We start from the raw sequence: 14,022 nt of genomic DNA on the forward strand, positions 1-14,022 counted from the left end.
ACGGCGCCAGTTATGATCCTGCTGCTGGCCGCCCCCGCGTCGGCGCAGAAGCCGGAAGGTCAATTCCGGAACGTCGAGCTCTGCAACGCCGCCTCGTCCCCCGACCGGAGGATCGAGGCCTGCTCTGCCTTCATCGCAGCCGGCCGTGGCGGGCCACAGGCCCTGGCCATGGCCCACAACAACCGCGGCATCGCCTACGCGGCGAAGGTCGACTACGACCGCGCTGTCGCCGACTTCGACGCGGCCATAGGCATCGATCCGACCTTCGCCAAGCCCGTCAACAACCGCGGCGCGGCGAGACTGAGGACGGGCGACTTCGACGCCGCGATGGAGGATTTCGACCGAGCCATCGCCCTCCAGCCGGCATACCCCGGCGCCTTCGTCAACCGCGCCGAGGCCTGGCTGAAGAAGGGCGATCTCGTACGCGCCGAAAGCGACTACACCGCCGCGACTCGTCTGAACGCCGACATGGAAGTGGCTTGGAGCGGCCTTTGCTGGATCCGGGCGAGCACGGGCGACCCGCAAGGCGCGGTGGAAGCCTGCGACAAGGCGATCGGGTCGGGCGCGCATACGGCTGCGACCTACGATTCCCGCGCGCTCGCCCACCTCAAGGCTGGACGGACCGATGCGGCCATCGCCGACTACGACGCCGCGCTGCGCATCGACCCCACGCTCGCCGCCGCGCTGTACGGTCGCGGCCGGGCAAAGATCCGCCGCGGCGAGACGGCTTCGGGAGAAGCCGATGTCGCGGCCGCGAAAGCTGTCCGGGGCGACATCGCCGAGGAATTCGCGCGCTACGGCGTACCGTAGTCCGTCCTCAACGCGTGCCCGTCGGAGAATGCCATCTCTCCCCCACCGAGAGAACCTGAGCTGCAGCGTTCGAGCAAGTTTTTTTATAGATTCTCTCCCTCCAGCGAGCGATACCCGAAAAATGCTAAACGGTTCTGCTTCCTACAAAACTGATAAGCAGACGTACGAAACAGAGCCAGATGGCGAACTCATCAGCTTTCGAGTCAAAACGGGGTCAGTTGATCGACTGATAAGCTTTCATACAAAGCGGAGTCAGTTGGCCAACTGATAAGGTAATACGCAAAAGCTTATCAGTCCAAGAGCCCGTCTGGCTAAACCCGTTCGGGCCGCGCCGCATAGTCTTCACGTCGTGGCGTGCGGTAGCCGTTCTAATTCCAACCAGGGCGCTCATGTGGGGCGCCCGCCGGTGGCGGAGGCCTAGCGCGTAGGCGCTACAATACCAGTATTCGTATTACCCAAATCCTGCACAGCCTTGTTCATCGTAGGATCGTTGACGTAGCCGCTGGCGGGGGTTGAAGAGCCATTGTTCTCATTCCTAGCCGGATCGCCCAGCCGATTTCCCGTGGTTTGATGGTTGAGAGCGTTGCTCGTGTTAGGTCCGGGCGAACCACCCGTACCGTTCACGGTGCCACTGCTCGACATCGAGCCGGCCGCTGTGCTGCCTGAGCCTGTTCCTCCTCCCGAAGCTCCACCTGAACCACCTCCGCCAGCTTGCGCCAAAGCCGAGGTGCTGGTCAAAACGAGCGCCGCTACCAAGAGAAATCTGGAAGATCTCATTCTGAACTCCTATGCTGCAAGGAACAAACGCCCCAGCTCGATCCCGTTCCAAATGGAAGTCGCAACAGGACAATAAGGCGCTGAATCAGATTACTTGGGGGGAGCATGATCGGATTCTGCAGCCAGCGCAGGGCGCCATGCACTTTCGCCGAGCAGCTAGGTAGGGACGAAATGCTCTTGGTACAGCTGCGCTGATGATCTGCAACTGGGAGACGACGTGAATGCCTCTGATGCGTCACCTCATCGTCGAAGGTTCAAGCTCCAGTGTCGATAATGGTGGGGCTAGGACGATATCGTACCACACCCTCTACCTACCAAACGCTGTCCATGAGACTAGTCAGCAATGCTTTGCGACGGATGGTGCTCTTCTTGCAGATATGCTCGGCCGACAACCGTCAGTGATCGCCGCATTCAAAGATGTCCCGAACATCCTGTTCGTTCAGGCCGGACAAAACGATCTTCGTTCGACTGACGCTTCTGCGTGGCTTGCTGCATTTGCAAGGTATTTGGCCACTTTCCAGGATGCAATTAAATCCTCACGCAAAATCGTGCAGCTCGGAATCAGCACTCACAATCCTCGTAACGAAGGTCTCTTCAATGTTAATCGGGCCACCGCCGATGGGGGTCTGCGACGTTTTCCGAGTGAAGGAAAGTGCGACTTTGTTGTCGATTGGGCTGCCGATCCGACCTGGGGCCCTGACTCCGCTGCCGCAAACCAAGCTTTATACCCTGACGGCACGCATCCTTCGCAGGGCGGACAAAGCAACATGGAGGCAAATTACTTTCGACCTGCGCTCAACTCCCTCTTTCCTCTCACTTGATTCATCGTAGAATTCGTTCTCATTCGCTAGACCTGCAGGCTGTAATCGACTTCAACATTTCCCGAGGGCGCTGGGCGAACGCTCAAGTGTGCTGATGGAACTCTATAGCCCCTTGATCTTTGCGTTAGGCGCCGAAGTGAATAGGCAGACGATGCTCCGCTGGCTTAGCTCAGATCATCAAAAGATCCGAAGCGATCGAAAGCAGCTTGAAGTGAGGGCTCGCCGCCTGCTGCAGAGTTACCTGACGGCCAATGAGTGGCAAAAGCGCCAATACTATCAGGCCATCGCCGGCGCGGCTTCTGCATGTCAGCCTGGTATTGATGATCCGAGCTTAAGTAACGAGAAGCTTGCTGAATTAACCGCTCAGGCGGCAACAAAAGTCGTCCAAGCACGTGATCGGAAAGCCAAGGATGCGCACGACCATTCAGCTGTACTGATCACGGATGCATACGCAACCGTTGCAATCGCCTATCGACGAGCGGCTTCAGCCTACACTGCTGACAAGGAAATGGAGCAGCTGGGCACCGCCGCAGTACACCTGGTCACGATAGCGAATTCATTCATGAATGCTGAATCGGTGCGGGCACCGACAGAAATGTGACGGGGGCTTCGGCAAACCAGCCTCGCACGTTTGATCAGGCGTATACCTCGCGCAAACCCTTTCTCCTAAGCTGGCCGTAAGACGTTGCTTGTACCGTCCTCACCAACAAGAAAAGGCGGGCGGCATGTCGATTGCATTTCGAATCTCTGTTCTCTTGTTCTGTGCTTACGCCGGTTGGGAAACCCCAAGCATTCAATTCGGCGATTTGCGAGAGCCTCAGCAGCAAGAGCGTTCTCCAGCCGGATAAGTAAGGAATGAACAAAACAACCCTTCACCTGGAACGTCCGCAACCAAGCCAAGTTCGGCGTGCTGACCTCGCGCCGGCCACCGGCTTTGCGATGCTCGTCGATGGTCGCTTCAAGACTGAATTTCTTGATCAGGACGCCGCGACTAAAGCGGCCCTTGAATTGTTGGCCAAGTATCCGATGCTGAAGATCGAGATCTACGACGCAGCATCGAAGTCACGGACGCCCGCGAGATAGCCACTTTGCATCGCAACGTGCGTAGTAACCATGTCTTCCGTTTTAATCTACCTTTAGCTTTTTGCTAACAAACGAGGCCGCAAGGTCGTCCCCAAACGGAGGCGGCCTGTGCCTTTGATGAAATACTTCGGATTCGTCGGCAGCGCTCTCGTCCTGTTGATGATCGGAATCGGCTGGTGCCTGCCGCAGCAGGCGCTGGGCCCAGGGAACAGTGACGTAGAGCGACCGTCCATAAGGATCAGCTCAGTTGAGCGGGCACCTGAACGGGTAATAATCGATACCAGTTTGCCGACGCTTGGGGCTCCGTCGAACATCAGTCCTTCTACATCGACGACGTTGGTGCAATCTGCTCGGCCTCTGCAGAGCGCATTCTCCGAACTTGACGTCGCCGGGAAGCCGGTCACTCCGAAATCAGGCGGCGAGGTCTTGAAGCCGAAGCATGCGGCAAAAGGCGAATCTGGGAAAAAAGCCTCTAACCGCCGAACAGCGAAACCGTTGAATATTATTCCCGCACCCGCAACGGGAGCGCAAGCTGCGGCGCCTGATACAAGACTGTCGTTACTGGAAACGCTCAAGGAGCGGCTAGGGCAGACGTTTTTCAAGCTGAACTGATGACGGTGCCGACTATAGGACCTCGCGAGCGCCATTCACCGCGGACGCGCCCCAGGCGTCGCCCCGCAGAGGCGAGGAGCTCGGACGTACGCCTTTCCCCGGGTTAAAATTCGAGCCACGCTCATGCGGCGACGCCACAGCGGTCTCGTCCATTGCAACCACAACCTTGGTGGTTGAAGAGTGTTGCGTGATCTGTCCGGTGCCTTATTGATTTCGGAGTGCTGCCCTGATCGATTTGGCACTTGAAATCGGCAGTACGGTGAACCTCTTCGTCGTCTGCCCAGTAGGCCGCTATTCGGCCTGAGCGATAACCCAAGCACTGGGGCGTTCGAATGGGAGCTATTTTGTCTCAAAGAATGCAATTCTGGACCTCCTTTTCATCGACGCAGCCTTGGAGGAGAAGGGCCGAAGAGCCGAGGACCGCGAGGAGAGGGTAGAACAGGCCGCCGCGTTCGGATTGATTCTCCGTGGACTGACGCTGCCGGGACGCGCGGGAAAGCTCGCAACACTAAGGTGGCGCGACGTACAAGCCTTTAGGCTCGATGGAATTCCACTGCCCGCTGTTTCAGTGAAACTCTGGCCGTGAAGCCTGCCTGCAGCCACGCCATCGCCTGCGTGTGCCCAGCTTTGCGCGAACTCTCATTTCCCCACCAGGCACTGAATTTGTAAGCTGACGGCGGTAACGGCCTCCCAAGAATTCCCTCGATTTCCGAGAACGTGAGCCGAATAGTTTGCGCCCTTGTGCGCACCAGCTCCCTCAATAGCGGATCGTAAACGGACATGACGCTCGGCTCGTCACGTTGGTCTATCATCGCCGCTCGCGGGGATGTTGAACCCCCGGGCGGCAAGTTCCAGCTCGAGCTCAGTGATCCGCTCGAAGATGCGAGCAGCAATCGCCTCGGAATCTTCAACGCTTAATGATTGCATGCCCCTTAAAGATAGCTCGTCCCTGAGAACCTTCGCCACAAGCAATTGAATTGCCATTGGATCAAATCCTAAAAAGACGATCCAACCGCAACCGAAGGGCGAGTGCAAGTGTTTAGGTGGTGCTGCCGTGCTTCGGCTAGTTGTCTCCGCTCGGAATGCTGAAGCTGCGCAGCTGCTCGCACAAGCCTTTCTGCCGCAGCCCTTAACAGCAAGCCCGTGTGCTCCATCGGGTGTCCTACCCTGCGTGATCTGTAGCCGCTTGGCCGTCTCGCTTTGCTTGAGCACGAGTCGTTAGCCTATCCAGCTTCGATTGCTCCTCGCTCAGACGTCTTTCGACATACTGCCGTTCGAAGTCCGTCAGAGTGGTATGCAATAAGAGGTGATAGCGTTGAATATTGTTGCGATGTGCCCGGACCAAATCGTCGTCAATCATCGTCGCCGCCTTTTCCGCTACCGAGACAACAAACAATTCATCATCAAGTCGGATGGGCAGACGACCGGGCAACAGCAGGCCGGAGCATCTCCGCCGCTCTCTCCACGGTAGCGAGCTTTTCTTTCCCAATCTGTGAACTATTTCACACGGCCTTTGCGATCACACCTAGCTGGCAGCGGACACACTGCAGTGGTTTAATGGGCGTGGGTCGGCTTCATCCAACCCGGTAGAGCCTAGCGCAGTGCAGCGCGCCGGTTCATCGGGCTTGGCTGAAGGCCAGAAGGTCTTTTATGAAGTCCAAGTCGTTCGAAAACGCCGGAAACAAGCTGCGAAGTCTATGCGTCTGACAAGCGCCAATGGCGTGGCGGTTCGATCACTGCATTCTCCGCCCGAGGTCTCTCAGCAGCGTGTGGAGAAAGTCGCTGGCATGGTCGTATTGTGCATTGCCGTTCGTGATTTGACGGACGTGTGGATCCATTACGCGGCCAACGGTTTCGGAGCCGAGCAACTCAGCTCTGTCCGACCACTGCTGCAGCAAAGCATCGGGTATATCGTCCGCAGATCCGAATATCCGCAAAAGGGAATGTTCGGCCTCGGGCTTGTGGTCGTGATGAGCCTTCGCCGCATAGAAAGCGAATAGTCCCCGGAAGGCATCACGGGAAACGGCAGGTTTTCCCATCGCAATGTCCCTGAAAAAATTACGTTCTCAATGGACGCAAGTTTGACGCCCCCGTTCGGAAAAAGCTAGAAAAAACTAAAACCCTGTGCTCAACCGTTTTCGAAGAATTTGCCGTTGGACGCTGAGTGCAATGCCAACCCGTCAATGATCTTGACCGATTTTGACGACGGCCTGGTTGGGCATTCGAGGGGCTCTCTGGCTCTTGTTGTTCCCCAGCCGCCTCATTGGCTGAAGCGTAAGCCGGCTTTTGTACAAAGCCAGCGCAGAAGTTGCGCCGAACGGGCGGCTTGCACTGAGCTTTATTCGATTAAATCAGAATGTTTTTGTGGAGTAGCGTCATGTCGAGTGCGATTGAGTTGATTGTGGATGGCTACGCAAAAGTGAAAGACCGCCAGTCGCTTGAAGAGCTGAGGGTGCACCGCCGGCGCCTTGCCGGAGACCTGAAAGCCTGGGCGGGCTTTGACTGCAGGTTGTCGATTGCGCAGATCGAGCAGGACATCGAGGCCATCGAGGCGGGACTGGAGACGTTGTCGGGGCCGGTCGGCGGCTAGGATAAGGAGTCAACCCGATGACGGCGTGCGCGCAAGGAGGGCAAGTGCTGCGATCGTTCGTAATGGCTGCCCTCGTACTGGTCTGGGGATCCTCGTCCGCGCTCAGCCTGACGTCGGATCATCGCCAAGCTTCGCGCCGCAGGCTACTCGCAGATCCAGGAGGTGCCGGCCGGAAAGATCAAGACTTACAAGGCCGTCAAGGAAGGCACCGCGCGCTCGCTAATCGTCGACAGCACCGGCCACATCGCAGAGGTGGCGAGATAGCTAAACGGGCAGACGAAGCCAGACGTCTTTACTGGACAGTGTGCCGGTTGGCGTCGCAATCTCCATATCGACGACGCGAAACGAGCCATGACTTTCGTAAACGTAGCGAAGATGCCAGACCGGGCCGGGTTCCGGCGAGATGGCGAAGTCGTCCAAGGCAGACGCAACGTATCGAACGGCATCGCGTCGCTCAACCGAGGCGGAGAACATCGCCTCTATCAGCGCGGCCAGGCTCATGCCGCCGACCAGCATGGCTCGGGCCGTTTCGTCGCCGTAAGTAAGCCGGAGCGCGGTCACGACTGCCGCAATAGCGTCGGGGTTCTTCAGAGCCACGGTAGATCCGCTTCGCCCAGCAAAACCATAATGCGGATTCCGCCCTTTTCGTGCAACCGGCATCGATTCGCGGTCAACTATCTCAATGGCTACATGCCCAGAGCGAGCCGCTCCTGCGAAGCTCAATCAGCGGATCAGACGGGAAAGCTGCGGCTGGAGACGCTTGAGCCGTTCTCACGGTCCTCCGACTCTGAGGCGCCAACGACAGGGCGTACCTTGAGGGGCGCTCGCCGGTTCACGCTGGCCTGCCGTGCGGCGAAGGCCGCAGCGGGAGGTTAAATCGCTGCGGCCCACGCGTCGTCAAATGAAGCCGGGTCAATAATACCAAGTGAAATATGCAGCCAGCCCCGGTAGCAAAAATTCTGCCCCAACTTTGTCTCTTTTGCAAACACAATTTCGGCGGAACCGAAATCAACCTAGCGGGCATTCTGTTCCGAGGCCGGAACAATTCTGCTCTCTATTGCTGCCAAGCGAGAGGGGAGCTGCACCGAGACCCATCATGGTGGGTCGGTGAGACCCGGCTACTGGCATCTCGCCGATAGGACCGACTGCGGACGCAAGAGTTGCCTCGAGTCCTCAGCCCCTCGCTGAAATTAAGCTTTCCGGCGGGTTCTTTTTGACTGTGCGGGATTGAGCGGGTTCACATCCATAATGTTGATGGAGACGAGCGTGATCAGTTGGCTGTTAGTCATCATAATCGCGGCCAGCGTTGCGGTCCTGATAGCTCACGCGATTGACGCCATCCGCTCCTGAAGACGAGCGCACCGGCGGAAAGTGGCACCTCATCTGACGACAATTTAAGGACGCGGCATCAGTCGGCTTGCTTGTAACGATCCGAATTGGAGACGGTTCTAGACTGATAAAGATTGTCGGCAAACCTTATTAGTCAGCGGCAGTTGATATTCGACAAAATCCGGGTGGCGCATGCTCGGCGAGAAGCGCCCCGGCTGTGTTTCGGATCAACTTCGCCTGAGTTAAGCAGAACGGCCGCAGAAGCTAGATGGCGACTATGTAGCCGTCGAATGACTAGTTCTTGTACTTCCAGATCGAGCGGGCGCAGCGTTGCTTGGCCTCGAACGAGACAGCCGAAGCAGGGCAACAGCGGTCCTACAGTGATGAGCAGGGCCAATGAAGCCGCAGGATCGCTCAGTGTCATGCAAACGGAGGCGGTTCGCCGCCAGTACGCTTCAACTAAACGGGACCCATATCATCGACTGATCAGCTTCCGAAACGAAAGCAGCTTCAACATGAAGAGAGCGCGGGTGCTGCGGCTCCTTGCAAGGGAGCCGCCAGCTTCCGCGATCAGATCACACGATTGTTTTTAGATACAGACTGGGATCGAAATATTTGGTTGCCGGCGTGGAGTCCTTGATGCCTGCGTTGGCCATGAAGAAATCTGTCGACTGCTGCAGCCAGTTGGTGACCGTCCCGTCTGAGTACATTCGCTTCCACTCCCTGGACGTGAACATCTTCTGGGCCTTGAACGATTCGTTGATGTCGGCCAGCGGGGTTTGGCTATAGTGACCCTTCTGCAGCTTCTCCATCGCTTCGGTGCTGTTCGCGACAATGTAGTCATTCGCATCCGCCCAGCCACGGATCAGCTTCGCCAGCGTTTCCTTGTTTGGCTCGTAATAATCGTTGGCCGCCGCCCAGCCGCCGATGATAGCGGCCTTTGGATAGTAGGCTGACGCATCGGCGAGCTTGACCGCCCCTGGCACCTTGTCCCGAACCGTGACGTTGAAGGGTACCCAAAGAGCGACGGCCGGTACCGCGCCGGAGATAAAGGCGGTCACGGCCGCTGGCATGGTCTGGTTGACGAGTTCGACCTCCTTCGGATCGACCTTGTTGGCGCGAAGCGCGGTATCCAGGAACACATGCGCGGTGGTACCGGTCGCGGTCGCGATCCGCTTGCCCTTCAGGTCCTCAAACGACTTGATGCCCTGGTCGCCGCGAACCCAGAGCTGTGCGGTCGCGACCTCAATGTCGTTGATCAGGAACACCTTGCCCTGCCCCCGGGCAGGGAAGTTCGAGAGCACGGCGCCGGTGGCCAGTACGTCGAGGCTGCCGCCGATCAGCGCCTGGAAGATCTCGAGGCCGGTGTTGAACTGTCGCAGCTCGAGATCGAGGCCCTGCCTTTCAAAGGAACCGCGATCCATGCCGGTCCAGATCTGGCCGTCGACCGCGACGGTGTGCAGATAGCCGACGCGGACTTTCGTTTTCGCTTGCGCGATCGCCGGTGCTGAGGCCGTGAAGGTGCCGAGCGCGAGGCCCGCCGTCGTGGTCAGAAATTGTCTGCGGTCCATGGTATCCTCCGTTTTGTTTGTTATTCCGCGAACGATGCCGGACGCATTTGCGCCTGCTGGGCGCGATACTCGTCCATCACCAGTCGCCTGATGTAGCTTCGCAGCTCGCCGAATTCGGCCCGCTCCTGAATTGATTCATCGCGCGGATAGGCGAACGGCACGTCGATGATCTGCCTGATCCGTGCCGGCCGCGCGGTCACCACCACGATGCGGGAGGCGAGGTAGATAGCCTCTTCCACGGAGTGGGTGATTAGCATGACAGTCTTGCCTTCGGTCTCGAGCACTTTCAGCAGTAGGTTCTGCATGTTGGATCGGGTCTGAGCATCGAGCGCGCCGAACGGCTCATCCATCAGCAGGAACTGCGGCTTGACGGCATAGGCACGGGCGATCGCGAGCCGCTGACGCATGCCGCCGGATAAATGCTTCGGATAGGAGCTGGCGAAGTCGGACAATCCCATCAGGCCGAGATAGTGATCGCAGATGGCATCGCGCTCACCGGCCGGGACGCGGTTGGCGCTGAGCTTCAGGCCGAAAGCTATGTTCTGCTTCACGGTCAGCCACGGGAAGACGCCATATTCCTGAAAGATGACGCCGCGCTCGGGCCCGGGGCCCGCGACGGGACGTCCGTCGAACAGCACATTGCCGGTCGTCGGCCTCTGGAAACCCGCGAGCATGCTCATCATCGTGGTCTTGCCACAGCCGGAGGGGCCGATCACCGCGATGAAATCCCCATCGTTGATGTCGTAGCTTACGTCCTCGACGACGTTGAGGCGGCCCCTCGGAGTTTCGAATGACAACGAAACATTTTCGAACTGCGCACGCTTCTTCATGCGATGACCCGATCCTGCCACACCAGCAACCGCACCGTGATCTTGCGCAGGATCATGTCCATGAGCAGAGCGATCAGGCCGATACAGATGATGCCGACATAAATGACATCGAGCAGGAAATAGGTGGAGGCATTCTGGATCATCGCACCAAGTCCGCGCTGGGCCGCGATCAGCTCGGACGCGACGAGAGTTGCCCAGGCCACGCCCAATGCGACCCGCAGTGCGGTGAGAATATGCGGGATGGTGAGGGGGATGATGACCTTGCGGAAGATTTCCGCCTGAGTGGCGCCGAGGGTCTGCGCTACGCGGATGTAGAGGGGCGTGATCTGCGAGACGCCTTCATACATCACGATCACGCCGGAGAAGAATGAGGCGTAGAACAGGATGACCAGTTTTGCGACCTCGTCCACGCCGAAATAGACAATCACCAGCGGGATCAGCGCGATTGGTGGCAGCGCGCGGAAAAAGTTGATCATCGGGTCGGCGAAGGTGCGGGCCGGGCGATACCAGCCGAGCAGGAAGCCAACGGGCACCGCTGCAAGAATCCCGAGCGCGACGCCGAAGAAGACGCGTCTGGTCGAGGCGAAGATGTCGACGAGGAGGCCTTCCTTCGTGAGAAGCTCGAAGAACTTGGCGGCGACCTGGTGCGGGGCGGGGATCAGCGAGACGTTGACGAAGCCGCTCCATCGGACCGCGTACCAGAGCAGGATTGCACCGATCCACGGAATCAATCCGAGACCAAAGCGTCTTACGCCAACTCCGTTCATTCGACGCGTCCACCCGGATAGCGGTTGATATTTCGAAGGTCATATTATAAATAGGATGACCATACAAGAGCGCCTTTGGTCATAGGCGTCGCAGGCCTTCTGAGCATGACATCGTCGCCTTTCACCATTCGCAGCGTCCAGGCTTTCGGCTATCGCTATCCGCTGACGACACACGTCATCACCTCGTTTGGGCGGATGGCGGATCGGCCTGCCGTTTTCGTTTGCGTCGATGATACGGACGGTTACGTGGGTTGGGGCGAGGTGTGGTGCAATTTTCCGGCGCCGGGCGCCGAGCACCGTGTTCGGCTGGTCAACGAGGTTCTCGCGCCGGCCCTTATCGGATTTAGTGCGCAAGACCCATCAGCCGCTTTCGAGCGCCTGACGCAGGGAACATCGGTGCTCGCGCTACAATCCGGCGAAGCGGGTCCGTTCGCGCAGGCTATCGCCGGCATCGATCTTGCTATCTGGGATCTCCACGCGCGCCGCCAGAACGTTGCGCTGTGGAAACTGCTCGGCGGATCCCGGAACAGGATCAAGGTATATGCCAGCGGCATCAATCCCGCAGGGTCAGAGCGAGCCGCAGAGGCATCCCTCGCGCGTGGCTACCGCGCTTTGAAGCTGAAGATAGGTTTCGATCCGGTGGCCGACCGTGCCAATCTGGCGGCCCTGCGGCGGCTTGTTGGCAAAGGCCTGCTCGCCGCTGACGTTAACCAGGGCTGGACCATCGCGCAGGCGCTTGAGCTTGCTCCGCAGCTGGAGGCGTTCGACCTTGGCTGGCTCGAGGAGCCGATCCGCGCCGACCGCCCGCGGCAGGAGTGGAAGCAGCTCCGCCAGTTAATCAGCTTTCCGCTTGCGGCGGGTGAGAACATCGCCAGCCACGCCGGATTTGCCGAGGTGCTGGATGAGCCGGTTCTCGGCGTGATCCAGCCGGACATCGCGAAATGGGGTGGACTCTCGGCGTGCGCGGGCATCGCCCGCGATATCCTGCAGTCAGGCAAGATGTTTTGTCCGCATTATCTTGGTGCCGGCATCGGACTTCTCGCATCGGCCCATCTTCTGGCCGGCATCGGCGGCGACGGGCTGCTGGAAGTCGATTGCAATGAGAACCCGCTGCGCGATCGCTTCTGTGGCCCCGTGCTTGATGTCCGGGAGGGTGCGATCGAACTCGGCGACGCGCCAGGTCTTGGGCTCACGCCTGATCTTGCGTCGGTCGAACAGTACCGGACCGCGTGATGTCACCCCAGGGCTACGATTACATTATCGTCGGCGCGGGCTCCGCCGGCTGCGTGGTCGCAAACCGGTTGTCAGCGGATCCCGCCTGCCGCGTGCTGCTGCTGGAAGCCGGTGGATCGGACCGGAATTTTTGGCTCAGGCTTCCGGTCGGGTACTATCGGACCATCTACAACGAACGTTTCTCGCGCCTGTTCAGGACCGAGCCGTCGGAAGGCAGCGGCGGCCGTTCCATCGTCTGGCCGCGCGGCCGTGTGCTCGGCGGATCCTCGTCGATTAACGGGCTGATCTTCATCCGCGGCCAGCACGAGGATTTCGAGGACTGGGAACGCCTTGGCGCCGATGGCTGGAGCTATCGTGATGTCCTGCCGTATTTCCGGCGCTACGAACGCTACCGCGGCGGCGAGAGCCAGTTTCACGGCGGCCTCGGCGAGTTCGAGGTCTCCGATCTCCGCAATGACAATCCGGCATCCAGGGCGTGGGTCGAGGCAGGCGCGCAGTTTGGCCTGCCACTCAATCTGGACTTCAACGGCGCAACCACGCTCGGCGTCGGCACCTACCAGCTCGGCATCGGGCGTCACTGGCGGACCAGCTCCGCCTCTGCGTTTCTGCAACCGATTGCCGGCCGTCGGAACCTCTCCATCGTTACCCATGCGCATGTCAGCAAGGTCGTTTTCAACGGACGCGTCGCGACCGGCGTCGAATGGATCAGCAAGGGACAAGTGCACCGCGCGACAGCGGATCGCGAGGTCATTTTGTCAGGCGGGGCGCTGCAGTCGCCGCAGATCCTTCAGCTTTCCGGCGTGGGTCCGGCTGATCTACTGCGCAAGCTCGGCATCACCGTCGTTGCCGATGCACCGGAAGTCGGCGCAAATCTTCAGGACCACTATCAAGCCCGGCTGATCGTCCGCCTGAAGGAGCGGATCTCGCTCAACGATCAGGTCCGAAATCCCGTCGAGCTTGCGAAGATGGGCCTGCAGTGGATGCTGGCAGGCAGCGGCCCGTTGACGGTCGGCGCAGGGCAGGTGGGCGGCGCAGCCTGCACCGAATACGCCGTCGGCGGCAGGCCAGACGTGCAGTTTAACGTGATGCCACTTTCGGTCGACAAGCCCGGTGAGCCCCTTCACGCCTATTCCGGATTTACTGCTTCGGTCTGGCAATGCCACGGAAAGTCGCGCGGCCGGCTTGCGATCAGTTCGACCGATCCGTTCGAGCAGCCGCGGATCGCGCCCAACTATCTCGCCGAGGAGACCGATCGCAAGACCATCGTTGCGGGCCTGAAGATCCTGCGCGAGATCTATCAACAGAAGGCGTTTCGTCCGCTGTGGGACGTCGAGGTGGTGCCGGGAGACGCAGCAAGGAACGATGCCGGGCTGTGGGATTTCGCGCGCAACACGGGTGGCACCGTGTTCCACTGTGTCGGCACCTGCCGCATGGGCCGTGATGAGCGAGCGGTGCTCGATCCGCAGCTGCGCGTGCGCGGCGTCGAGCGGCTCCGCGTGATCGACGCCTCGGTGATGCCGCAGATCACTTCGGCCAACACCAACGCGACCAGCCTGATGATCGGCGAGCGCGGTGCAGCTCTTGTCATGGCCTGATCGG

At 59.4% G+C, this 14,022-nt stretch carries 14 protein-coding genes; 9 read left to right on the forward strand and 5 right to left on the reverse strand.

What is annotated here, in order from left to right; genetic code table 11:
* Positions 1 to 12 precede the first annotated feature (12 nt).
* The 5 genes from IVB40_RS09385 to IVB40_RS09405 all read left to right on the forward strand — a co-directional run bounded on the left by IVB40_RS09385 (position 13) and on the right by IVB40_RS09405 (position 4,103).
* Positions 13 to 810 carry a tetratricopeptide repeat protein gene (locus IVB40_RS09385; protein ID WP_247288209.1) on the forward strand — a complete coding sequence of 266 codons (798 nt, stop codon included), beginning with the start codon at positions 13 to 15 and terminating at the stop codon, positions 808 to 810.
* A 998-nt stretch (positions 811 to 1,808) separates the two neighbouring features.
* Complete coding sequence (locus IVB40_RS09390; RefSeq protein WP_247816413.1) at positions 1,809 to 2,408, forward strand: SGNH/GDSL hydrolase family protein; 600 nt, start codon at positions 1,809 to 1,811, stop codon at positions 2,406 to 2,408.
* 94 nt (positions 2,409 to 2,502) lie between these two features.
* Complete coding sequence (locus IVB40_RS09395) at positions 2,503 to 3,009, forward strand: hypothetical protein (protein ID WP_247816412.1); 507 nt, start codon at positions 2,503 to 2,505, stop codon at positions 3,007 to 3,009.
* 254 nt (positions 3,010 to 3,263) lie between these two features.
* A complete protein-coding gene (locus IVB40_RS09400) occupies positions 3,264 to 3,491 on the forward strand; it encodes a hypothetical protein (protein WP_247430601.1) in 228 nt (75 codons plus the stop codon).
* Positions 3,492 to 3,608: 117 nt separating this feature from the next.
* On the forward strand, positions 3,609 to 4,103 hold the full coding sequence (locus tag IVB40_RS09405) for a hypothetical protein (protein ID WP_247818686.1): 495 nt from the start codon (positions 3,609 to 3,611) through the stop codon (positions 4,101 to 4,103).
* A 795-nt stretch (positions 4,104 to 4,898) separates the two neighbouring features.
* Here the strand turns inward: IVB40_RS09405 and IVB40_RS09410 are convergent.
* Complete coding sequence (locus IVB40_RS09410) at positions 4,899 to 5,087, reverse strand: hypothetical protein (RefSeq protein WP_247289126.1); 189 nt, start codon at positions 5,085 to 5,087, stop codon at positions 4,899 to 4,901.
* 617 nt (positions 5,088 to 5,704) lie between these two features.
* Between IVB40_RS09410 and IVB40_RS09415 the strand changes: the two genes are divergently transcribed.
* Together IVB40_RS09415 and IVB40_RS09420 are read left to right on the forward strand one after the other, a co-directional pair.
* Positions 5,705 to 6,103, forward strand: a complete 399-nt coding sequence (locus IVB40_RS09415; protein ID WP_247818687.1) for a hypothetical protein — start codon at positions 5,705 to 5,707, stop codon at positions 6,101 to 6,103.
* 377 nt (positions 6,104 to 6,480) lie between these two features.
* The gene (locus IVB40_RS09420; RefSeq protein ID WP_247818688.1) at positions 6,481 to 6,693 is read left to right on the forward strand and encodes a hypothetical protein; all 213 of its coding nucleotides are present in this window, start codon (positions 6,481 to 6,483) and stop codon (positions 6,691 to 6,693) included.
* A 264-nt stretch (positions 6,694 to 6,957) separates the two neighbouring features.
* On the opposite strand, the gene IVB40_RS09425 is transcribed toward IVB40_RS09420, so the two are convergent.
* From IVB40_RS09425 to IVB40_RS09440, 4 genes are all read right to left on the reverse strand, one after another.
* Positions 6,958 to 7,290, reverse strand: coding sequence for a hypothetical protein (locus IVB40_RS09425; RefSeq protein ID WP_007604755.1), 333 nt, complete (start codon positions 7,288 to 7,290; stop codon positions 6,958 to 6,960).
* 1,307 nt (positions 7,291 to 8,597) lie between these two features.
* Positions 8,598 to 9,593, reverse strand: a complete 996-nt coding sequence (locus IVB40_RS09430; protein ID WP_129276093.1) for an ABC transporter substrate-binding protein — start codon at positions 9,591 to 9,593, stop codon at positions 8,598 to 8,600.
* A gap of 20 nt (positions 9,594 to 9,613) precedes the next feature.
* Positions 9,614 to 10,423 carry an ABC transporter ATP-binding protein gene (locus IVB40_RS09435; RefSeq protein WP_247818689.1) on the reverse strand — a complete coding sequence of 270 codons (810 nt, stop codon included), beginning with the start codon at positions 10,421 to 10,423 and terminating at the stop codon, positions 9,614 to 9,616.
* Positions 10,420 to 11,190: an ABC transporter permease gene (locus tag IVB40_RS09440; RefSeq protein ID WP_247818690.1), complete on the reverse strand. Its 771-nt coding sequence runs from the start codon at positions 11,188 to 11,190 to the stop codon at positions 10,420 to 10,422. The genes IVB40_RS09435 and IVB40_RS09440 overlap by 4 nt, the downstream gene beginning before the upstream one ends.
* Before the next feature lie 105 nt (positions 11,191 to 11,295).
* On the opposite strand from IVB40_RS09440, the gene IVB40_RS09445 reads away from it, so the two are divergent.
* The gene (locus IVB40_RS09445) at positions 11,296 to 12,423 is read left to right on the forward strand and encodes a mandelate racemase/muconate lactonizing enzyme family protein (protein WP_247819516.1); all 1,128 of its coding nucleotides are present in this window, start codon (positions 11,296 to 11,298) and stop codon (positions 12,421 to 12,423) included.
* Positions 12,423 to 14,018: a GMC family oxidoreductase N-terminal domain-containing protein gene (locus tag IVB40_RS09450; RefSeq protein WP_247818691.1), complete on the forward strand. Its 1,596-nt coding sequence runs from the start codon at positions 12,423 to 12,425 to the stop codon at positions 14,016 to 14,018. The genes IVB40_RS09445 and IVB40_RS09450 overlap by 1 nt, the downstream gene beginning before the upstream one ends.
* The last annotated feature ends 4 nt before the right edge of the window (positions 14,019 to 14,022 follow it).

This window comes from Bradyrhizobium sp. 40, assembly GCF_023100925.1.
Classification (GTDB): Bacteria; Pseudomonadota; Alphaproteobacteria; order Rhizobiales; family Xanthobacteraceae; genus Bradyrhizobium.

Excerpts from the sequence above, each read along its gene's own strand:
- IVB40_RS09440 (WP_247818690.1), bottom strand. The coding sequence starts at position 11,190 with ATGAACGGAGTTGGCGTAAGACGCTTTGGTCTCGGATTGATTCCGTGG.
- IVB40_RS09420 (WP_247818688.1), top strand. The coding sequence starts at position 6,481 with ATGTCGAGTGCGATTGAGTTGATTGTGGATGGCTACGCAAAAGTGAAA.
- IVB40_RS09430 (WP_129276093.1), bottom strand. The coding sequence starts at position 9,593 with ATGGACCGCAGACAATTTCTGACCACGACGGCGGGCCTCGCGCTCGGC.
- IVB40_RS09405 (WP_247818686.1), top strand. The coding sequence starts at position 3,609 with ATGAAATACTTCGGATTCGTCGGCAGCGCTCTCGTCCTGTTGATGATC.
- IVB40_RS09385 (WP_247288209.1), top strand. The coding sequence starts at position 13 with ATGATCCTGCTGCTGGCCGCCCCCGCGTCGGCGCAGAAGCCGGAAGGT.
- IVB40_RS09450 (WP_247818691.1), top strand. The coding sequence starts at position 12,423 with ATGTCACCCCAGGGCTACGATTACATTATCGTCGGCGCGGGCTCCGCC.
- IVB40_RS09445 (WP_247819516.1), top strand. The coding sequence starts at position 11,296 with ATGACATCGTCGCCTTTCACCATTCGCAGCGTCCAGGCTTTCGGCTAT.
- IVB40_RS09435 (WP_247818689.1), bottom strand. The coding sequence starts at position 10,423 with ATGAAGAAGCGTGCGCAGTTCGAAAATGTTTCGTTGTCATTCGAAACT.
- IVB40_RS09400 (WP_247430601.1), top strand. The coding sequence starts at position 3,264 with ATGAACAAAACAACCCTTCACCTGGAACGTCCGCAACCAAGCCAAGTT.
- IVB40_RS09410 (WP_247289126.1), bottom strand. The coding sequence starts at position 5,087 with ATGGCAATTCAATTGCTTGTGGCGAAGGTTCTCAGGGACGAGCTATCT.
- IVB40_RS09390 (WP_247816413.1), top strand. The coding sequence starts at position 1,809 with ATGCCTCTGATGCGTCACCTCATCGTCGAAGGTTCAAGCTCCAGTGTC.
- IVB40_RS09395 (WP_247816412.1), top strand. The coding sequence starts at position 2,503 with ATGGAACTCTATAGCCCCTTGATCTTTGCGTTAGGCGCCGAAGTGAAT.